The following is a 20,106-nucleotide window of genomic DNA, read 5'->3' as shown; positions in this document are numbered from 1 at the left end:
GCCTCCGGAGATTCCCGGTGGCTGCCGGGCGTGTCCCCGGTGACCCGCGCCGCCGACCTGACGATGGTCGCACGGCGCGGATCGCCACGTCACTGCCTTATTTATTGCCCCTCACCGCCTCATTTCACCGGTGCCTGAGACTTCCAGTCCGGGTGACCCGGCATCGGCGGGGTCTTCTCGCCGTAGAGCCAGCCCTGGAAGAAGTCGCTCAGGTCGCGGCCGGAGATCGCGGAGGCGAGTTCCTCGAAGTCGGCGGTGGTGGCCGTGCCGTCCCGGTGGACGCTTACCCAGGTGCGCTCCAGGCGTTCGAAGGCCGGGCGGCCGATCTCCTGGCGCAGGGCGTAGAGGGCGAGTGCGGCGCCGTCGTAGACGTTGGGGCGGAAGATGCTGATCTTCTGGCCGGGCGCGGGCGCCTTGGGGAGTGCGGGCGGTCCGCCGGCTGCGCGCCAGCGGTCGGAGGCCGCGTAGGCCGCCTTCATGCGCGTCTCCATCGGCCGGTGCGCCTTCTCCTGGGCGTACAGCTCCTCGTACCAGGTGGCGTGTCCCTCGTTGAGCCACAGGTCGGACCAGGTGCGGGGGCTGACGCTGTCGCCGAACCACTGGTGGGACAGCTCGTGGACCATGATCGACTCGACGTACCACTTGGGGTAGGCGGGCTCGGTGAAGAGATCTCTCTCGAAGAGAGAGATCGTCTGCGTCTCCAGTTCGAAACCGGTGGAGGCGTCGGCCATGAGCAGCCCGTACGTCTCGAAGGGGTACCGGCCGACCTTGCTTTCCATCCAGGCGATCTGGTCGGGGGTCTTCTTGAGCCACGGTTCGAGTTGTTTGGCGTCCTGGGCGGGCACGACGTCGCGCATCGGCAGGTCGTGCGGTCCGGTGCGGTGCAGCACGGCGGAGCGGCCGATGGACACCTGGGCGAGTTCGGTGGCCATGGGGTGCTGGGTGCGGTACGTCCAGGTGGTGTTCTTGCCGACCTTGTCGACGCCGGTCGGCAGTCCGTTGGCGACGGCCGTGTAGGCGTTGGGGGCGGTGACCCTGATGGTGAACATCGCCTTGTCGGAGGGATGGTCGTTGCACGGGAACACCAGGTGCGCGGCGTCGGCCTGGTTGGCCATGGCGAGCCCGTCCTTGGTGCGCACCCAGCCGCCGTCCTGGCCCTTGGCGGACACGGGGTCGCTGGTGTGCCGCACGGTGATCCGCGTCCAGCTCCCCTCGGAAATCGGCCTCTCCGGAGTCACGACCAGGTCCTCGCCGGCACTGGCGAAGGTAGCGGGCCGCCCGTCGACCTCGACCGAGTCGACGGTCCCGTGCGCGAAGTCGAGGTTGATCCGGTCCAGCGTCTCGGTCGTCCAGGCGTCGATGGTGGTGACGGCCTGGAGCGGCTTGCTGTTGCTGCCGGGATACGTGAACGAGAGGTCGTACGACGCCACGTCGTAGCCCGGGTTGCCCAGCGTCGGGAAGAGGCGGTCACCGACGCCCAGGGGCGTGGGCGGAGCGCTCGCGGCGACGAGGCAGACGGACACGGCGGAGGCGAGCAGCGCCGCCTTCAGCCGTCGGGAGTTCCTGGTGCGCGACCGGGAAGCCGGATCACCGGAGCCGGTGCGGGGGATGCCGATGCCGGTCGTGCCGGTGCGAGGGGTGAGCAGCATGCACCACCGCTACCAGCGCGCGCGTGCCCCACGGCGACGACTCGCGCCCGGCCCACTCGAACGGGATCCTCCCGGGGGCTTACAGGGTGCTGGGCACACCGGGGCGTGCGGGCGGGCGCGGGCTTTCCGGGTGCCGGGGGTTGCGCATGCCCGCGCGTGCCTCTTTCAGAGCGCCGGGGGCACTCAAGTCGGCGCGTCTCAGCGGGCGGGCCGCTGCACGTCGACGCACGTCCCTGAGGACCGGCCGCTCAGCATCGGCGCGTGCCCGAGAGCTCCGATGGGCCTCACGGCGGACGAGCATCGCAAAGCCCCCTCCGGGGGGCTCATGACGGACACGTATCTCAACGGGACGGGGCGGACCAAGGCGGACGCGGGTCTCGGAAGTCCAGCCCACGGCTTCAGGCGGGCGCACGCCGCAGAAGACCGGAGGCAGCTCAAGCCAAGCGCATGAATCGCGGGCCGATGGCGAAGCCCACGCCCGTTCCAGGGGAGCGGCGGGGGCTCAAGGCGGGTGCGGGTCTCCGAAGATCAGGGGCCGCTCAAGCTGAACCCGCACCTCGACAGCCCGGCACCAAAGCCCGCGCCCCGCTCAGAAAGCCGTCGTGTTGTGGTGCTGCGCGCGGCTCACGTCGTAGACGCCCGGTACGTTGCGCATCGCCCGCATGAGGGTCAGGAGGTGCGCGGCGTCCGGGAGTTGGAGTGTGTAGGTGTGGCGGACGCGTTGCTGGGTCGGGGGTTCGACGGTCGCCGAGACGATTTCCGCGCCCTCCAGGGCGATCGCTTCGGTGAGGTCGGCGAGCAGATGCGGGCGGCCGAACGATTCGGCTACCAGCGTGACGCGGCACTCGGTGGTGTCGCCCCAGCGCACTCCGACCTCCGCGCGCCCCACGCTCTTCATGTGCGCCACCGCGCTGCACTCCACGCGGTGGACGGTCACGACGCCGCCGCGTACCGAGAATCCGGTGACCTCGTCGGGCGGTACGGGTGTGCAGCAGCCCGCGAGCCGTACGGTCGCGCCGGGCTGGTCCACGACGGGGGTGGCGGGGGGTGCGGTGGGGGTGTCCAAGGTGTCGGGGGTGTCTTCGGAGGCGGGGGGCGCCGAACGGACGCTCTGCGCCCCCTCGTTCGCCGTCGCGCCCTCTCCGTCACCGCTCCCCGGATGCGCCGCGATCCACCGCTGGATGGCGATCCGCGCGGCGGGCGTGTGCGCGTGCTCCAGCCACTCCCTGGAGGGCTCGGAGGCCGGGTCCTGGCCCATGAGGAGCTGGACGGTGTCGCCGTCCTTCAGGGCTGTGCTGAGGGTCGCCAGACGGCCGTTGACGCGGGCGCCGATGCAGGCGTGGGCGTCCTCGCCGTACTGGGCGTACGCGGCGTCCACACAGGTCGCGCCGTCGGGCAGGCCCAACGTGCCGCCGTCGGGCCGGTACACGGTGATCTCGCGGTCCTGGGCGAGGTCCTCGCGGAGCGTCGACCAGAAGGTGTCGGGGTCGGGCGCGCCCTCCTGCCAGTCGAGGAGGCGGGAGAGCCAGCCGGGTCGGGTGGGGTCGGCGCGCTCGCCGTCGTTCGCGGCCTGTTGCTCCTCCGAAGGAGGAGCGTAGGGATTGCCGAGCGCGATGACGCCGGCCTCGGCGACCTTGTGCATCTGGTGGGTGCGGATGAGGACTTCGACGACCTGGCCGTCCGTGTGGGCGACGGCGGTGTGCAGCGACTGGTACAGGTTGAACTTGGGTACGGCGATGAAGTCCTTGAACTCCGAGACGACCGGCTTCAGGCAGGTGTGCAGTTCCCCGAGGACGCCGTAACAGTCCGCGTCCTCGTTCACGAGCACCAGGAGACGGCCGAAGTCGGCGCCGCGCAGCCGGCCGCGCTTGCGGGCGACGCGGTGCACGGAGACGAAGTGCCGTGGCCGGATGAGGACTTCGGCCTGGATGCCGGCGTCGCGCAGGACGGTGCGCACCTCGTCGGTGACCTCGGCGAGCGGATCGTCCGTGCGGGAGGCGTTGTCGACGATCAACTCACGTGTGTGGTCGTACTCCTCGGGGTGGAGGATCGCGAAGACGAGATCCTCCAGTTCGGTCTTGAGCGCCTGGACGCCGAGCCGTTCGGCGAGCGGGATGAGGACGTCCCGGGTGACCTTGGCGATGCGGGCCTGCTTCTCGGGGCGCATCACTCCGAGGGTGCGCATGTTGTGCAGGCGGTCGGCGAGTTTGATCGACATCACGCGGACGTCGCTGCCGGTGGCGACGAGCATCTTGCGGAAGGTCTCCGGCTCGGCCGCGGCACCGTAGTCGACCTTCTCCAACTTCGTTACACCGTCTACGAGATAGCGCACCTCGGCGCCGAACTCCTCGCCGACCTGATCGAGTGTCACTTCCGTGTCCTCGACGGTGTCGTGGAGCAGGGAGGCCGTCAACGTCGTTGTCTCCGCGCCGAGTTCGGCGAGGATCAGGGTCACGGCGAGAGGGTGCGTGATGTACGGCTCGCCGCTCTTGCGCATCTGACCGCGGTGCGAGGACTCGGCCAGGACCCAGGCGCGGCGCAGCGGTTCGAGGTCGGCGTCGGGATAGTGGGCGCGATGCGCCTCGGCGACATGGCCGATGGCGTCGGGCAGCCGGTCGCGCGCGGTGGGGCCGAGCAGGGCGGCCCGGCCGAGCCGGCGCAGGTCGATCCGGGGGCGGGCCTTCCTGCGGGGCACTGTGTTGGTCACAGGGCCTGGGGTCGCAGGGTTCGTGGCCTCCGCACTCATGGGCACCTCCGGCTGCTTGACCGGCGGACGGGTGCCCCATGGCGTACTCGGCTCAGGGGATGGTGACGATCCCCCGTCCGGGCCGGTGCTTGATGCTACCGAGCCCACCACGTGCGACTGACCGCCTCTCGCCGAGCGTGAAACGGATCACCCATTCGAGCGAAGGTCGGCAGGTTTACGGTTTTGCGCCACGGCATATCAGGTCAGCCGTGGTTTCCAGCCGCACCGGACACCGGAGGCTTCGGATCTGGGCGTCGGGGGCGGCCGGGACTGCGATTCACCCGTTCAGCGGATGGCGTTTTCCAGCCACTCGGCATCGATCTCGCCCTCGGCGACGATCACCGCGGGACCGGTCATCTCGATCTGACCGTCGGGCCGCTCGGTGATCACCAGCGTTCCACCGGGCACATCGACGGTGTACGTCGCGTGCGTCCCGGTGACGGCCGGGTCGGCGCCGTCCCTGCGGGCGGCGGCCACGGCGACCGCGCACGCGCCCGTGCCGCACGAGCGGGTCTCGCCGGCGCCGCGCTCGTGTACGCGCATGGCGACGTGCCCGGGGCCGCGGTCGACCACGAACTCCACGTTCACGCCGTCCGGGTAGGCGGCGGCCGGACTGAAGGGCGGCGCGGACAACAGGTCACCGGCCTGCGCGAGGTCGTCGACGAAGGCGACCGCGTGCGGGTTGCCCATGTTCACGTTCCGCGCGGGCCAACTGCGCTCGCCGACGCTCACCGTGACGTCCCCTTCGGGGAGACGGGCCTTGCCCATGCCGGTGGTGACGTCACCGTCCTTGGCGATGTGCATGGACTTCACACCCGCGCGCGTGGCGATCGCGAAGTCACCTTCGGCCACATACCCGGCTCGCTGGAGATAGCGGGCGAACACACGGGTGCCGTTTCCGCACATCTCGGCGATCGACCCGTCGCCGTTGCGGTAGTCCATGAACCACTCCGCCTCGGCCGTCATGTCCCGCGCCTCGGGGTGCGTGGCGGACCGCACGACGTGCAGCAGTCCGTCGCCGCCGATGCCCGCGCGGCGGTCGCACAGGGCGGCCACGGCGGCCGGGGAGAGGTCGATGGTGTTCTCGGGGTCCGGGACGATCACGAAGTCGTTCTCGGTGCCGTGCCCCTTGAGGAAGGCGATCCGCGTGCTCATTCCTCGATCGTACGGGGTGGCTATGACAACCCGACGACCCCGCTGATCGACCCTGGTGACGGACCTCGGCGGCTAGCGGAGCCGGGCCACGCGCCACACGGCGAGGACCACGACCACGGCCACCATCAGGGCGTACGCGATGACGACCCGCCAGTCCGGGCGGCGGCCGGAGCCGCGCTGCGGGAAGCCGGGCCAGGTGTAACCGACGCGGCGGGCGGCCGTCGTGCCCCAGCCGGCCGCACAGGAGCAGATGAGCAGGCCGAGCATGGCGACCACGGCCCCGCTGTCGCCGAAGTCGAAGGCGAGCGGGAAGGCGAACATCAGGGAGCCGACCGCGGCCAGGGCCACGATGGGGGCGAGCTGCCAGATCCGCAGACGGCGCTGCGGGCGGAGTTCGACCTCGACCTCGGGACCGGCGAACATCTCGTCGGGCCCGGGACCGTCGGCTGTCACGCCGCCCTGGATCTCGTCCGGTCCGTCCGGGCTCAGCCGGCCGTCGCCCTCTTCCGGTTCACCACGGTCCGCGGTGACCTGCTCGATGCCTTCTGCGGTGTCGCGAGGGCCGGCCTCCATCGCCACGCGCCCTCCCAACTCGGACTCCACTTGGTCGATCGAAGCTCGATGATGGCACGCCCCCGGAGGCCGGAACCGCGGCCGGAGCGTCCCGATGCCATGACGTGATCAGGCTGTGACCGGTCGTTCAACCAACGCCAGTGCCAGGTGCGGCAGTTCTGTGAGATCCGCCGCAGCCCCACTCAACCAGTGCACCCGGGGATCGCGCCTGAACCACGAATCCTGACGGCGCGCGAAGCGCTTGGTGGCACGCACGGTCTCCGTGCGCGCCTCCTGTTCCGTGCACTCCCCCGCGAGCGCCGCGAGCACCTGCTGATAGCCGAGCGCGCGGGACGCCGTGACCCCCTCGCGCAGACCGCGCGCCTCCAGCGCGCGCACCTCGTCCACGAGCCCCGCGCTCCACATCCGGTCGACCCGGCGCGCGATGCGCTCGTCGAGTTCGGGGCGCGCCACGTCGACGCCGATCTGGACGGTGTCGTAGACCGAGTCGTGGCCGGGGAGGTTGGCAGTGAAGGGCTTGCCGGTGATCTCGATGACCTCCAGGGCCCGGACGATACGGCGGCCGTTGCTGGGCAGGATCGCGTGCGCGGCCTCGGGGTCGGCGGCGGCCAGGCGGGCGTGGAGGGCACCGGAGCCGCGCAGGGCGAGCTCCTCCTCCAGCCGGGCCCGGACCTCTGGGTCGGTGCCGGGGAACTCCAGGTTGTCGACGGCCCCGCGCACGTACAGCCCGGAGCCGCCGACCAGGATCGGCCAGCGCCCCTCGGCGAGCAGGGCGTCGATGCGCTCGCGGGCGAGCCGCTGGTACTCGGCGACGGACGCCGTGACCGTGACGTCCCAGATGTCGAGGAGGTGGTGCGGGACGCCGTCGCGCTCCTCGGGCGTCAGCTTGGCGGTGCCGATGTCCATCCCTCGGTAGAGCTGCATGGAGTCGGCGTTGACGACCTCGCCACCTAGGCGCTGGGCCAGGAAGACGCCCAGATCGGACTTTCCGGCCGCGGTCGGTCCGACGACGGCGATGACTCGGGGGGCGGGGGGTGCGCTGCTCACGTTCCCAGTCTCGCAAACGTCGGGCCCTCGCCTCGAACGAGTTACGTGACAGCACGCGCGCGGGGTCGTTGCCCGTTGCGAGGTAACCCGCCGCCGGTTTCTGGAGGCGGTGACCCGGGCGACGCAAACGGACGCACCGGGCTACGCGGGATTTCGCCCGCACGAGTAACGTTGGAGTTGATATGGGCGTTTTTGACCGGATTCTTCGGAGGTCGAAGGCTACGGAGGAGGCGTCAACCGCCGCAGCGGTGACCGACACGGAGACGGTTGAGGCACCGACGGCGGAAGCGGCAGACGAGGTGTCGGAGACCGAGGCGGGGGCAGGGGTCGAGGAATCGGCGGAGACGACGGCGACGGAGGCCGTCGCGACCGGCGAGTCCGTCGACGCCGGCGACAGCGTCGAGATTCCGAAGCAGCAGTCCGCCGAAGTGGCCGCCGACAACGAGGCCGGTGAAGGCGCCCGAACGTAACTGCCCCGCGTGGGAAGGTGAACCATGGGTCTGATGGACAGTTGGAAGGCCAAACTCGCCCCGGCGAAGGACAAGGTCTCGGGCCTCGCGCAGCAGCACGGAGGCAAGATCGAGAACGGCCTGGACAAGGCCGCGAAAATGGTCGACGAGAAGACCAAGGGCAAGTACAGCGACAAGATCCAGACCGGCACGGGCAAGGCCAAGGACGCCATGGACCGACTCGCGCACCAGGGCGACACGGGGAGTACGGGAGACACCGGGAGCACGGGGGCGGAGGGCAGCGGCCCGACCACGCCGCCGGGCTCGACCCCGCCGGCTTCCTGAACGGCACCTGCACATCGATCGGCGGACGGCCGCGGGGCGTATGGCTCCTCGGCCGTCCGCCGATCTGCGTGCGAGGGGGGGCGGTTCAGGTGCCGGAGGACGCGTTCAATTCAGGGCTGGGCGGTAGGCGCGGTTCGGGGGCGCTACGGCAGCCTCGCGTGCATCTGCGGGGCCTGCGGCGTACGCGACGACTTTCGCGTACGGACAGGCGTCACGCGTGCCGGGCCCAGGCCGCGTCCGCCAGCCAGCCACGGAGGGGCGCCTCCTCACCACGCTCGCCGCCCCGGCCACGCAAAGGGCCCGACGCACGCCACGCGGCACCCGCCTCAGCGACGCGGAACCCCACCCTGCGGCCCCACTGGCGACGCTCAGACCACCCAAGGTCGACGTCACACAGGGCAAGTCACCCTCACCCACGAGCCCACGTCCGTGCCCGTACCCGCGCCTACGACCAGGTAGCGACCACGTACCCGACCCCATACGGCGCGTCGTCGTACAACAACGCCCCGCCGAGGTCAGCACCCTCCGCCGCGCCCGCGAGCACCTGCCACGGCGCGCGGCCCGACGCCTTCAGCTCGTACGCCAGCTCGGCATCCAGCGCCTTGACGGCCGCCACGTCCGCCGCCCCCAGCGCACGCGCGATCTCCGCGTCGAAGGGTGCCGCCCGCTCGTCGAGATAGCCCGGCGCCTTCAGCGTCCGGCACGCGCTGGCGTCGCCCATCACCAGCAGCGCGACCCGGTCGGCCTGCGCGACGATGTCCCTCCCGGTTTGAATACACCGCTCGGCCTCAAGAGGTTCCCCCACGCCGAGTCCCTCGATCGGGGCGTCCGACCACCCGGTGCGCTCCAGCAGCCACGCGGCGACGGCGAGCGAGGGCGGAAGCTCACGCTCCGACGCCGCGCCACTGCCCCCGTCCCCGTTTCCGTCCCCGCCCAGCCGTACGTCGAGATCCACGCCGAAGCCGCGGAACGAACCTTGGGTGCCCTCGGGATGGGTCCCGCGCCCGCTCTGCTCGGCGGGACCGACGACCACCAGGCGGTCGGGCCGCGCGGCGGCGAGCACGCCCAGCGCGTCGGTGCACGCGGCCCGCGCGGCGGCCAGTTCGGGCGCGGCGCCTGCGGCGACATCGGGGACGAGGAGCGGCGGGCAGGGGCAGACGGCGGCGGCTACGAGCATGGCTGGAACACTAACAAGGCGCCTCAACAAGTCACGCGGACAGTCCACATGGCCACGCCGTCGACTCGACGTGGACCCTGCGTCGCACTCAGCGGTTTGCGACGACTTCAGTCGCAGCCGCAACCGCTCCCCGTGGCAACCGGCAGCGGCGCGGGTGCGCCGATCTTCGGCAGGCCCAGCATCACGCCGGCCGGTTTGGCGGCCTGGGCCGCGTTGCGCTTCTCCCAGGCGTCGCCCGCGCGCGTGGGACGCACGTTCAGGGTGGGGCCCTCGGCGAGGAGGTGGTGCGGGGCGGCGTACGTGATCTCGACCGTCACCACGTCACCGGGGCGGACGTCCTGGTCCGGCTTGGTGAAGTGGACGAGGCGGTTGTCGGGGGCGCGCCCGGAGAGGCGGTGGGTGGCGCCGTCCTTGCGGCCCTCGCCCTCGGCGACCATCAGCTCCAGGGTGCGGCCGACCTGCTTCTTGTTCTCGTCCCAGGAGATCTCCTCCTGGAGGGCGACGAGACGCATGTAGCGCTCCTGGACGACCTCCTTGGGGATCTGGTTCTCCATGGTCGCGGCCGGGGTGCCGGGCCGCTTCGAGTACTGGAACGTGAACGCTTGCGCGAAGCGCGCCTCGCGGACCGCGTGCATCGTCTGCTCGAAGTCCTCCTCGGTCTCCCCGGGGAAGCCCACGATGATGTCGGTGGTGATCGCGGCGTGCGGGATGGACGCGCGGACCTTCTCGATGATCCCCAGGTAGCGCTCCTGGCGGTAGGACCGGCGCATGGCCTTGAGGATCGGGTCGGAGCCGGACTGCATGGGCATGTGCAGCTGCGGCATCACGTTCGGCGTCTCGGCCATCGCGGCGATGACGTCGTCGGTGAAGTCGCGCGGGTGCGGTGAGGTGAACCGGACGCGCTCCAGGCCCTCGATCGTGCCGCACGCGCGGAGCAGCTTGCTGAAGGCCTCGCGGTCGCCGATGTCGGAGCCGTACGCGTTGACGTTCTGGCCGAGCAGCGTGATCTCGGAGACGCCCTCGCCGACCAGGGCCTCGATCTCGGCGAGGATGTCGCCGGTGCGGCGGTCCTTCTCCTTGCCGCGCAGCGCCGGGACGATGCAGAAGGTGCACGTGTTGTTGCAGCCGACGGAGATCGACACCCAGGCCGCGTAGGCACTCTCGCGCCGGGTCGGCAGCGTCGAGGGGAAGGCCTCCAGGGACTCCGCGATCTCGACCTGCGCCTCTTCCTGCACGCGCGCGCGTTCCAGCAGGACCGGCAGCTTGCCGATGTTGTGCGTCCCGAAGACGACGTCCACCCAGGGCGCCTTCTTCACGATGGTGTCGCGGTCCTTCTGGGCGAGGCAGCCGCCGACGGCGATCTGCATCCCGGGGCGCTTCGTCTTCATCGGGGCGAGCCGGCCGAGGTTGCCGTAGAGCCGGTTGTCGGCGTTCTCGCGCACGGCGCAGGTGTTGAAGACGACGACGTCCGCGTCCCCGTCCGAACCCTCGGGCGCGCGCACATAACCGGCACCCTCCAGGAGACCGGAGAGCCGCTCGGAATCGTGAACGTTCATCTGGCACCCATAAGTGCGCACTTCGTACGTTTTGACGTCCACTGCCTCGCCCCGGTCACCGCTGCTCATGTGACAAGGGTAGGCGGTGCCGGGAGCGACTCTTCCGGCAGCCGAGAACCGCCGAGCCTCACGTCACTCGTCGCCCGCGTCCCAGCCCTGCTTGCGCAGCACCCTCGACACGTCGGGCGCCTCGTAGTGCTCCCCCTTGAGCACCTTGCCGTCGGCCCGGCGGGCGATCTCGCCGTCCGGGCCGATCTTAGTCATGTTGGCGCGGTGGATCTCGGCGATCACCGCGTCGAGGTCGACGCCGTGAACGAGGGCCGTGCCGTACGCGACGTAGACGACGTCGGCCAGCTCGTGCGCCAGCCGGTCGAGGGGGCCGCTCACGGAGACCTCGGCGACCTCCGCGGCCTCCTCGGCGAGCAGTTCACCCCGGTGGGCGGCGAGGCCGGGGGCGACCTCGGTGGGTGTGGTGCGGGCGTCGAGCCCGAAGGCCAGGTGGAATTCGCGGACCAGCTCGGCGGGCGAAGAACTCATGCGACGACCCTAATGGCCGCCGCACACCGCCTCCGATCAGCCTCCGTCGATTCCCACCGCCCCGATCCGCCGCGCTGCCCTGGGCCCCGCCCTGCCCTGGTCAGCACCGCGCACGGACTGGCAGGATCGCGCGCATGCTCAAGGTGTTCTCCCGTATCAGCAGGCGCCGGGCCCTCCAGGGCGCGGTCGCCGGCGTCGTCGCGTTCGGGCTGCTGCTGTGGTGGCTGCTGCCCCTGGGCGACGAGCCGCCGACCGGGACGGTCACCTTCAGCACCGGGACCCCGCTGGGCGTCTACCAGGAGTACGGCAAGCTCCTGCGCGCCGAGCTGGACAAGGACATGCCGGGCCTCACGGTGAAGCTGGTGAACAGCGACGGGTCGCAGGAGAACGTCGCGCGCGTGGCGACCGGCCACGCCGACTTCACCATCGCCGCGGCCGACGCGGTGGGGACGTACGAGATGGACGGCAAGCCCGGTGCGGCCGGGCTGCGCGGGGTAGCGCGGCTCTACGACGACTACGTCCAGCTCATCGTGCCGCGCGACTCGGACATCGACTCGGTCACCGATCTGCGGGGCAAGCGCGTGGCCATAGGGCCGGACCGCTCGGGTGTCCGGCTGATCGCCGACCGGGTGCTGACAGCGGCCGGCATCGACCCGAAGAAGGGCGTCGAGCCGGTGGCGGCCGGTATCGACACCGGACCGAACCTGCTCAAGCGGGGCAAGATCGATGCCTTCTTCTGGTCGGGCGGGCTACCGACCGACGGCCTGAAGGACCTCGCCAAGAACTACGCGTTCCGGTTCGTGCCGATCGAGGCGACCCTCGTGGCCAAGATGCACGAGCAGGGCGACGCCACCCGCTTCTACCGCGCCACCAACATGCCGGAGTCGGCCTACCCCACTATCCAGCGTGGGTCCACCGTCCCGACCATCGCCGTGTCCAACCTGCTGATGACCCGCAAGGACATGAACGCCAGGCTCACCGAGTGGATCACCAAAACCGTGATCAAGAGCCGCGACGGCATCGGCAAGCAGGTCCACTCCGCACAGCTGGTGGATCTGCGCACGGCGATCTACACCGACCCCCTGGCCCTGCACGAGGGCGCCCGGCGCTACTACCGGTCCGTCAAGCCGTAGAGCCGATCCTCAGGGCCCGCCACAGGCCCTGAACCGGCCGCCCAGGCCTGGGAACCCCCGGGACCTCAACACAGGCCCCTGAGCCGCCCGTTCAGGCCGTGGGCCCGCTCCTGGGCACCGACACGGTCACCTTGAGGCCGTGCGGCTCGTGGTGGTCGTACGTGAGGGAGCCGCCGCCCGCGGCCAGCAGGACCTGGGAGATGGACAGGCCGAGGCCGGAGCCATTGATGTTCTGGTGGCGGCCGCTGCGCCAGAAGCGGTCGCCGACGCGGGCGAGTTCGTCCTCGGTGAGACCCGGGCCGCGGTCCGTGACGACGACGGTCGAGGTCTCTCCGTTCGACGCGACCGTCACCTCGACGGACTCGTCCTCGGGCGTGAACTTGACCGCGTTGTCGATCACCGCGTCCAGGGCGCTGGACAGCGTGATCGGGTCGGCCCACGCCGTGGTGGGCGGGCAACTGCCCACCAGGCGCACGCCCTTGGCCTCGGCGGTCGGTGCCCAGGCCGCGACGCGCTCGGCGGTCAGCGCGCCGATGTCGGTGATCCTGAGGTCCGCGTCCGCGTGCTCGGCCAGGGCCAGGTCGAGCAGGTCGTCCAGGACCTGGGTCAGGCGCTTGCCCTCGGTGCGGACCGAGGCGATCTCGTCGTTGTCCTCCGGCAGTTCGAGTGCGAGCAGTTCGATGCGCAGCAGCAGCGCCGAGAGCGGGTTGCGCAACTGGTGCGAGGCGTCGGCGACGAAGGCGCGCTGCTGCTCCAGCACGTCCTCGACGTTGTCCGCCATCTCGTTGAACGACCGGGCCAGGCGCTGAAGTTCCGGCGGCCCGCCGGCGGCTGCGACCCGGGACTTGAGGCGTCCGGTGGCGATGTCGTGGGTGGTGGCGTCGAGGACCCGTACGGGTCGCAGGACCCAGCCGGTCAGCCGTAGGGCCGCGCCGACGGCGAGCAGCATCGCGGCGATCTCGCCGGCGCCGATCGTCAGCCAGCCGCGCAGGGTCCGTGAACGCATCGGCCCGGTGGGCGAGTCGGTGACCACGACGGCGATGACGTCACCGTCCCGGATGACCGGCGAGGCGACGACCAGACGGTTGCGCTGCCAGGGCCAGACCTGTTCCGGGTCGTGGCTGCGGCGGCTGAGGAGCGCCTCGGCGAACGCGTCGCGCACCTCGCCCGTCTTGGGCAGCAGGAAGTCGTCCGGCGCGTTCGCCATGGAGATGTCGGTGCGGTAGAAGACGCCCGCGCGGATGCCGTAGACCTCGTAGTAGCTGGCGAGTTCGCGGTCCAGGGTCTCCTGGCGCTCGTCCGGGACCGTGTTGGCGGGGCGTGATCCCGTGGGTGCGTCGGTGACGAACTGGGCGAGGGCCGCGAACCGCGCGGTGTCGTCGATACGGTCGACGATCACCTTCTGCTGCTGCGCCGCGGCCGTGCTGATGGCGAGCGGGACGCCGAGCGCCAGCAGCACGGCCGCCATCAGGACGATGAGCAGCGGGAGAAGACGTGTGCGCACCCGGGCCCGCTACGCGGCCGGGGCGACGAGCCGGTAGCCGACGCCCCGTACGGTCTCGATCAGCGCGGGCATCCGCAGCTTGGCGCGCAGGGACGCGACATGCACCTCCAGGGTGCGTCCCGTGCCCTCCCAACTGGTGCGCCACACCTCGCTGATGATCTGCTCCCGCCGGAACACCACTCCTGGGCGCTGTGCGAGCAGCGCCAGCAGATCGAACTCCTTTCGGGTCAGCTGGACGACCGAACCGTCCACGCTGACCTGACGGGTGGGCAGTTCGATGCGCACCGGGCCGAGCCGCAGCGCGGTGTCGCCGCCCCCGCTCGCGTCCTCGTGGACGCTGCGCCGGCTGACCGCGTGGATGCGGGCGAGCAGCTCCCCGGTGTCGTACGGCTTCACTACGTAATCGTCGGCCCCGAGGTTGAGGCCGTGGATGCGGGAGCGCACGTCGGAGCGGGCGGTGACCATGATCACCGGGGTGCTGGTGCGTTTGCGGATCTTGCCGCAGACCTCGTAGCCGTCCTGGTCGGGCAGGCCGAGGTCGAGGAGGACGACACCGAAGCCGTCGCTCTCGGGGACGAGTGCCTGGAGGGCCTCCTCGCCGCTGCGGGCGTGCGTGACGTCGAATCCGTGCCGCGCCAGGACCGCGGACAGAGCGGCGGCGACATGGTTGTCGTCCTCGACGAGGAGCAGTCTCATCCCGGCCCCCTCCGGTTCATCGTTCGTATGGTGTCGGCCTGTACAAAAGCACGTCTCACGCGCGCGTGCACCCAGGCAGTCACGCTGATGGACGAAGACGCCGTCAAGTGGGTTCCGGTTGCGTGCGGCCTTCCGTTATCCAGCCGGTACGGATCCCGGCGACGAACTGCTACGACACGTGTCCTATTGCTATCCGATCGTGATGCTCAGATCTCGCTCAGATGTGATGACGCTGGTCGTAAGGCCTCACTACTGTCCTCCGCAACCGACGAGGACGGAGCCAGCAAGCGATGACCGAAGTATCGGTGGCCAAGGAAGATGTGGCCGCGACCGGCGAACTCGTCGTCCTGAAGAGCGTCAACAAGCACTTCGGCGCGTTGCACGTACTCCAGGACATCGATCTGACGATCGCCCGCGGCGAAGTCGTCGTGGTGATCGGGCCCTCCGGGTCCGGGAAGTCCACTCTGTGCCGCACCATCAACCGCCTGGAGACGACCGATTCGGGTTCGATCACGATCGACGGCAAGCCGCTGCCCCAGGAGGGCAGGGAGCTGGCCCGACTGCGTGCCGATGTCGGGATGGTCTTCCAGTCCTTCAACCTCTTCGCGCACAAGACCGTGCTCGAAAACGTGATGCTGGGTCAGATCAAGGTCCGCAAGGCCGACCGCAAGCAGGCCGAGGAGAAGGCCCGGGCGTTGCTCGACCGGGTCGGCGTGGCCACGCAGGCGGACAAGTACCCGGCCCAGCTGTCCGGCGGTCAGCAGCAGCGCGTCGCCATCGCGCGGGCGCTGGCCATGGACCCCAAGGTGATGCTCTTCGACGAGCCGACCTCGGCCCTCGACCCGGAGATGATCAACGAGGTGCTGGAGGTCATGCAGCAGCTCGCCCGGGACGGGATGACGATGATCGTCGTCACCCATGAGATGGGTTTCGCCCGCTCGGCCGCCAACCGAGTGGTGTTCATGGCCGACGGCCGCATCGTCGAAGAGGCCGTGCCGGACCAGTTCTTCAGCAACCCGCGCAGCGACCGGGCCAAGGACTTCCTGTCGAAGATCCTTCACCACTGACGACCGCCGGCGATCAGCGCCAGCACCCACCGACGATCAGCCACGAACGCTGACGAACCGCTACAGCCAGCCACTGGCGGCCCGCCGACGACGGGCGGCCGCCGACTGCCGCTGAGGGTCCCGCACGCCCTCAGGGCCACCGTGACGCGCCCTGACGGGCCCTCATCTCCTCTCCAGCCAAAGGATGTTCACCATGAAGCTCCGCAAGGTCACCGTGTTCGCGACCACCGCTCTCGTCCTCTCGCTCGCCGCGACGGCGTGCGGGAGCAGCGACAAGGACGACTCCGGTTCGGGCTCCGGCGGCGGCAGCAAGATCAAGATCGGCATCAAATTCGACCAGCCCGGCCTCGGCCTGAAGCAGCCGGACGGGACCTACGCCGGCTTCGACGTGGACGTGGCGACCTATGTGGCCGGGCAACTCGGCTACAAGCCCGCCCAGATCGAGTGGGTCGAGACCAAGAGCGCCGACCGTGAGAACGCGCTCGCCCGCGGCGACGTCAAGTTCATCGCGGCCACGTACTCGATCAACGACGAGCGCAAGAAGAAGGTCGACTTCGCCGGCCCCTACCTGCTGGCCCACCAGGACCTGCTCGTCAAGAAGGACTCGACGATCGCCCAGGGCACGGACCTCAACGGCAAGAAGCTCTGTTCCGTGACCGGCTCCACCTCGGCTCAGAACGTCCAGAAGACGATCGCCCCGAAGGCCAACCTCCGTGAGTACAGCGGCTACTCGGAGTGCATCGCCGGCCTGCAGAGCGGTGCCGTGGACGCGCTGACCACCGACGACTCGATCCTCGCGGGCTTCGCCGCACAGAGCCAGTACAAGGGTCAGTTCAAGCTCGCCGGCCTGAAGCTCAGCAACGAGAACTACGGCATCGGCGTCAAGAAGGGCGACTCCGCGACCGTCACCAAGATCAACACCGCGCTGGAGAAGATGGTCAGCAGCGGCGCCTGGCAGACCGCGGTCACCAAGAACTTCGGCCCGGCCGACTACAAGAACGAGCCCGCCCCGAAGATCGGCAACATCGTCAAGTAAGCCCGAGAAAACCCCGGTAAGGCAGGCCCCATACCCGGAAGCGCGGGAGATCGTGTTCGACTTTCTTCAAGGTTATGACGTCCTCGGGGCGTTCTGGATGACGGTGAAACTCACCGCCCTCTCCGCCCTCGGCTCCCTGGTCTGGGGCACACTGCTGGCCGGCATGCGGGTCAGCCCGGTCCCACTGATGCGTGGTTTCGCGACCTTCTACGTCAACACCGTCCGGAACATCCCCCTGACGGTCATCATCGTCTTCACCTCGCTCGGCCTCGCCGACATCTTCGGCGTCACCATGGGCGCGTCCGACGACTTCAAGGTGCAGGGTTTCCGGCTGGCACTGCTGGGTCTCGTGGCATACCACGCGGCCTTCGTCTGTGAGGCGGTGCGCTCCGGCATCAACACCGTGCCCGTCGGACAGGCGGAAGCAGCCCGTGCCATCGGGCTGAGCTTCAGTCAGGTACTGCGGATCATCATCCTTCCGCAGGCGTTCCGCGCGGTCGTCACACCGCTGGCCAACGTGCTGATCGCGCTGACCAAGAACACCACCGTGGCGGCCGCGATCGGGGTCGCCGAGGCGGCCGCCCTGATGAAGACGATGATCGAGAACGAGGCCCAGACGGTCGCCATCGGCGCGGTCTTCGCATTCGGCTTCGTGGTACTGACCCTGCCGACCGGCCTCCTCCTCGGCTGGCTGGGCAAGCGACTGGCGGTGAAGCGATGACCTCCGTCCTCTACGACGCGCCCGGCCCCCGCGCCAAGCGGCGCAACGTGCTCCTCTCTGTGGTGTTCGTCGTCCTGCTCGCCCTCTTCTTGTGGTGGGTCTGGCAGACGATGGACGACAAGGGCCAGCTGAAGTGGGCCCTGTGGCAGCCATTCACCACGTCCGACGCCTGGACGACGTATCTGCTGCCGGGCCTCGGCGACACCCTGAAGGCCGCCGGTCTCGCCATGGTGATCGCCCTCCCCCTGGGAGCGTTCTTCGGCATCGCCCGGATGTCCGACCACCGGTGGGTGCGCGTCCCGGCCGGCGTGGTGGTCGAGTTCTTCCGGTCGATCCCGGTCCTGCTGCTGATGCTGTTCGCGAACGAGTTCTACGTCCGCTCCACGGGCATCGGCAGCGAGGAACGGCCCCTGTACGCCGTCGTCACCGGCCTGGTGCTCTACAACGCCTCGGTGCTCGCCGAGATCGTCAGGGCGGGCATCCTGTCCCTCCCCAAGGGGCAGACGGAGGCCGCGCACGCGATCGGTCTGCGCAAGGGCCAGACGATGACGAGCATCCTGCTCCCACAGTCCGTCACCGTCATGCTGCCGGCCATCGTCAGCCAGCTCGTGGTCATCGTGAAGGACACCGCGCTGGGCGGCGTGATGCTGGGCTTCACCGAGCTCCTCAACGCGCGCAGCACCCTGGCGGCCAACTACGCCAACGTGGTGGCGAGTTTCATCGTCGTAGGGATCATCTACATCCTGCTGAACCTCGCCCTCACCACCTTCGCGAGCTGGCTGGAGGGCAGGCTGCGGCGCAGCAAGAAGAGCACGGGTGCGACCGTCGCCCTCGAAGACGCCACCGGGCTCAACCCCGCGCAGGTGGGGGGCAGTTTCGGAACCGGCGGCGGCGGCACGATCTGATGATCGGTCACATGGCATGAACGACACGGAGGCAGTGGCATGATCGCCACTGCCTCCGTCACTTGACGCAAGCACCGGCAATGGGTTGCATACGTTCTGTGATCGTGCACCCTGCTCCAACTTCCTGTTCACATGCGTCCCTGAGGACACCGTCACGGGCAGGGGGCGCCGCACCGTGGACCCGGTGATCATCGTCGGGGCGGGGCCCGTGGGGCTCACGCTCGCCCTGGCCCTGGCGCGGCAGGAGGTGCCTTCCGTCCTCCTCGACGAGGGTCCGGGCAAGGACGAACCACGCCCCGCGCGCACCGTCGTCCTGCGGGAGGACACCGCGGCACTCCTGGAGCGACTGACCGGCGTGCCGCTCGCCGGGCTCGGCTCGCGCTGGGCCGGATGGCGGTCGATGCGGCGCAAGCAGGTGATGCGCGAGATCACGTTCGACGAGGCCGAGCCCGCCCCGCTGCACATCGCGCAGCACGTGCTCACCGGCGCCCTGCGCCAGGCCCTCGCGGGCGAGCGGCTGGTGAAGATCGCCGTGGACAACCGCCTCGACTCGCTCGAACAGGAGCCTACGGGCGTCACCGCCCACACCCGGGGCCCCAAGGGCACCTGGTGGCGCGGCAGTTACCTGGTCGGCTGCGACGGCCCGCGCTCGACCGTGCGCAAACTCCTGGACATCCGCTTCCCCGGCCGTACGGCGGTGGAGCGACACGCCGTGGCCGCGCTGCGCACGGAACTTCCGTGGCCCGACCAGGCGTTGTTGCATCGGGTGCCGCCGTGGCGGACGTCCGGACCCTCGGCCGGGGAGGTCACCGGCCGCCCCCTCCCGGACGGCGTGTGGCGCCTGGACTGGCTGCTGCCGCCGGGCAAGGACCTGGTCACCCCCGAGCTGCTGCTGGCCCGCATCCGGGAGACGCTCGCGGGCTGGACCGAGGGCCCGACACCGCCGTACGAACTGCTCGACACCGGCGTGCACACCGTGCACCACCGGCTCGCGCGGCGGTGGCGGGCGGGGCGGGTGTTCCTCGCCGGGGACGCCGCGCATCTGCTGGGGGCGCTCGGGACGCAGGGGCTGGACGAGGGGCTGCGGGACGCCGACAACCTCGCCTGGAAGCTGGCGCTCGCCTGGCATCACGGGCCGCACGAGCCGCTGCTCGACAGTTATCAGGCGGAGCGTCGGGCGGTCGTGGCGGCCCGGTTGCGCGCCGCCGACCAGGCGCTGCCGCTGGTGCGCGGCGGCGCCGGGCTGCGCGCGGTCGTGCCCGGCTCGGCCCGCGGCCATGACGTGCTGCTCACGGACGGTCACCTGGGGCACGGCGCGCTCGGTGCGCCGGGGGCGTACGCCGACTCGCCGCTCGCGCCCCGGCACATCGAGGCAGAGGTCCCCGTGGACACCCCGCCGGGCGCGCCCGTCACCGACGTCCTGGTCACCGCCGAGGACGGCGCCTTCGTACGGCTGCGGGACCGTCTCGGACGCGGCTCCCTGCTGGTCGTCCTGGTCGCGCCGGGCACGGGCGTGTGGGAGCGCAAGCACTGGGTGACGGCCGGAATCATGCCTCGCCTCGCGGCCGCCGTGACGGCGCTCCCGCACCCGGCCGAGCTGCTGGTCGCCGAGAGCTACCCGGGCGCCGCCGCCCACACCGTCCTTCTCGTACGGCCCGACGGGCACCTGGTCACGGCGCTGAGCGGGGTGCGTCCGGCCGACCTGTACGCGGCGGCCGAGGCGACCCTGGGCGGCCCGACGAGGACGGAGGCCACAGCCGGCTCACGCTGAGGCCGCCGTATCCGAACTGTCCACATAGTGACGCTGAGT

Annotated in this window: 18 protein-coding genes; 8 read left to right on the top strand and 10 right to left on the bottom strand. The window is 70.3% G+C overall.

Annotated features, from left to right (window positions below):
* Window positions 1–119: 119 nt before the first annotated feature.
* From OG496_RS40135 to miaA, 5 genes are all read right to left on the bottom strand, one after another.
* On the bottom strand, window positions 120–1,649 hold the full coding sequence (locus OG496_RS40135; protein ID WP_405974332.1) for a M1 family metallopeptidase: 1,530 nt from the start codon (window positions 1,647–1,649) through the stop codon (window positions 120–122).
* A gap of 589 nt (window positions 1,650–2,238) precedes the next feature.
* Window positions 2,239–4,395: a RelA/SpoT family protein gene (locus OG496_RS40130; RefSeq protein ID WP_405974331.1), complete on the bottom strand. Its 2,157-nt coding sequence runs from the start codon at window positions 4,393–4,395 to the stop codon at window positions 2,239–2,241.
* Between the two features lie 285 nt (window positions 4,396–4,680).
* On the bottom strand, window positions 4,681–5,550 hold the full coding sequence (gene dapF / locus OG496_RS40125) for a diaminopimelate epimerase (protein ID WP_405974330.1): 870 nt from the start codon (window positions 5,548–5,550) through the stop codon (window positions 4,681–4,683).
* Between the two features lie 72 nt (window positions 5,551–5,622).
* Window positions 5,623–6,123, bottom strand: a complete 501-nt coding sequence (locus OG496_RS40120; RefSeq protein WP_366493444.1) for a hypothetical protein — start codon at window positions 6,121–6,123, stop codon at window positions 5,623–5,625.
* Between the two features lie 108 nt (window positions 6,124–6,231).
* A complete protein-coding gene (gene miaA / locus OG496_RS40115) occupies window positions 6,232–7,170 on the bottom strand; it encodes a tRNA (adenosine(37)-N6)-dimethylallyltransferase MiaA (RefSeq protein WP_366493396.1) in 939 nt (312 codons plus the stop codon).
* 248 nt (window positions 7,171–7,418) lie between these two features.
* On the opposite strand from miaA, the gene OG496_RS40110 reads away from it, so the two are divergent.
* Window positions 7,419–7,640, top strand: a complete 222-nt coding sequence (locus OG496_RS40110) for a hypothetical protein (RefSeq protein ID WP_405974329.1) — start codon at window positions 7,419–7,421, stop codon at window positions 7,638–7,640.
* Window positions 7,641–7,664: 24 nt separating this feature from the next.
* Entirely contained in the window at window positions 7,665–7,964 is a 300-nt protein-coding gene (locus tag OG496_RS40105) for an antitoxin (protein ID WP_366493398.1), read from the top strand.
* Window positions 7,965–8,409: 445 nt separating this feature from the next.
* On the opposite strand, the gene OG496_RS40100 is transcribed toward OG496_RS40105, so the two are convergent.
* The 3 genes from OG496_RS40100 to OG496_RS40090 form a co-directional block, all read right to left on the bottom strand.
* Window positions 8,410–9,141: a class III extradiol dioxygenase subunit B-like domain-containing protein gene (locus OG496_RS40100; protein WP_405974328.1), complete on the bottom strand. Its 732-nt coding sequence runs from the start codon at window positions 9,139–9,141 to the stop codon at window positions 8,410–8,412.
* 107 nt (window positions 9,142–9,248) lie between these two features.
* Window positions 9,249–10,766: a tRNA (N6-isopentenyl adenosine(37)-C2)-methylthiotransferase MiaB gene (gene miaB, locus OG496_RS40095; protein WP_405974327.1), complete on the bottom strand. Its 1,518-nt coding sequence runs from the start codon at window positions 10,764–10,766 to the stop codon at window positions 9,249–9,251.
* Between the two features lie 63 nt (window positions 10,767–10,829).
* Window positions 10,830–11,234, bottom strand: coding sequence for a MazG nucleotide pyrophosphohydrolase domain-containing protein (locus tag OG496_RS40090; protein WP_405974326.1), 405 nt, complete (start codon window positions 11,232–11,234; stop codon window positions 10,830–10,832).
* A 134-nt stretch (window positions 11,235–11,368) separates the two neighbouring features.
* On the opposite strand from OG496_RS40090, the gene OG496_RS40085 reads away from it, so the two are divergent.
* Window positions 11,369–12,367, top strand: a complete 999-nt coding sequence (locus tag OG496_RS40085) for a TAXI family TRAP transporter solute-binding subunit (protein ID WP_399396879.1) — start codon at window positions 11,369–11,371, stop codon at window positions 12,365–12,367.
* 91 nt (window positions 12,368–12,458) lie between these two features.
* Here the strand turns inward: OG496_RS40085 and OG496_RS40080 are convergent, their stop codons facing one another.
* Complete coding sequence (locus tag OG496_RS40080; protein WP_366493405.1) at window positions 12,459–13,871, bottom strand: HAMP domain-containing sensor histidine kinase; 1,413 nt, start codon at window positions 13,869–13,871, stop codon at window positions 12,459–12,461.
* A gap of 9 nt (window positions 13,872–13,880) precedes the next feature.
* Window positions 13,881–14,567, bottom strand: a complete 687-nt coding sequence (locus tag OG496_RS40075) for a response regulator transcription factor (protein ID WP_366493406.1) — start codon at window positions 14,565–14,567, stop codon at window positions 13,881–13,883.
* A 290-nt stretch (window positions 14,568–14,857) separates the two neighbouring features.
* Here OG496_RS40075 and OG496_RS40070 point away from each other — a divergent pair, with 290 nt between their 5' ends.
* The 5 genes from OG496_RS40070 (at window position 14,858) to OG496_RS40050 (ending at window position 20,067) form a co-directional block, all read left to right on the top strand.
* Window positions 14,858–15,634, top strand: coding sequence for an amino acid ABC transporter ATP-binding protein (locus OG496_RS40070; protein ID WP_019060965.1), 777 nt, complete (start codon window positions 14,858–14,860; stop codon window positions 15,632–15,634).
* A 193-nt stretch (window positions 15,635–15,827) separates the two neighbouring features.
* A complete protein-coding gene (locus OG496_RS40065; RefSeq protein WP_366493407.1) occupies window positions 15,828–16,670 on the top strand; it encodes a glutamate ABC transporter substrate-binding protein in 843 nt (280 codons plus the stop codon).
* 52 nt (window positions 16,671–16,722) lie between these two features.
* Window positions 16,723–17,391 carry an amino acid ABC transporter permease gene (locus OG496_RS40060; protein ID WP_366493408.1) on the top strand — a complete coding sequence of 223 codons (669 nt, stop codon included), beginning with the start codon at window positions 16,723–16,725 and terminating at the stop codon, window positions 17,389–17,391.
* Complete coding sequence (locus tag OG496_RS40055; protein ID WP_405974325.1) at window positions 17,388–18,296, top strand: amino acid ABC transporter permease; 909 nt, start codon at window positions 17,388–17,390, stop codon at window positions 18,294–18,296. Before OG496_RS40060 ends, OG496_RS40055 begins: the two co-directional genes overlap by 4 nt.
* A gap of 175 nt (window positions 18,297–18,471) precedes the next feature.
* Window positions 18,472–20,067, top strand: coding sequence for an FAD-dependent monooxygenase (locus tag OG496_RS40050; protein WP_399396884.1), 1,596 nt, complete (start codon window positions 18,472–18,474; stop codon window positions 20,065–20,067).
* Window positions 20,068–20,106 lie beyond the last annotated feature (39 nt).

Origin of the sequence: Streptomyces sp. NBC_00988 (assembly GCF_045162645.1) — a bacterium.
Taxonomy (GTDB): domain Bacteria; phylum Actinomycetota; class Actinomycetes; order Streptomycetales; family Streptomycetaceae; genus Streptomyces.
This window is presented reverse-complemented; position numbering and strand designations above follow the sequence as displayed.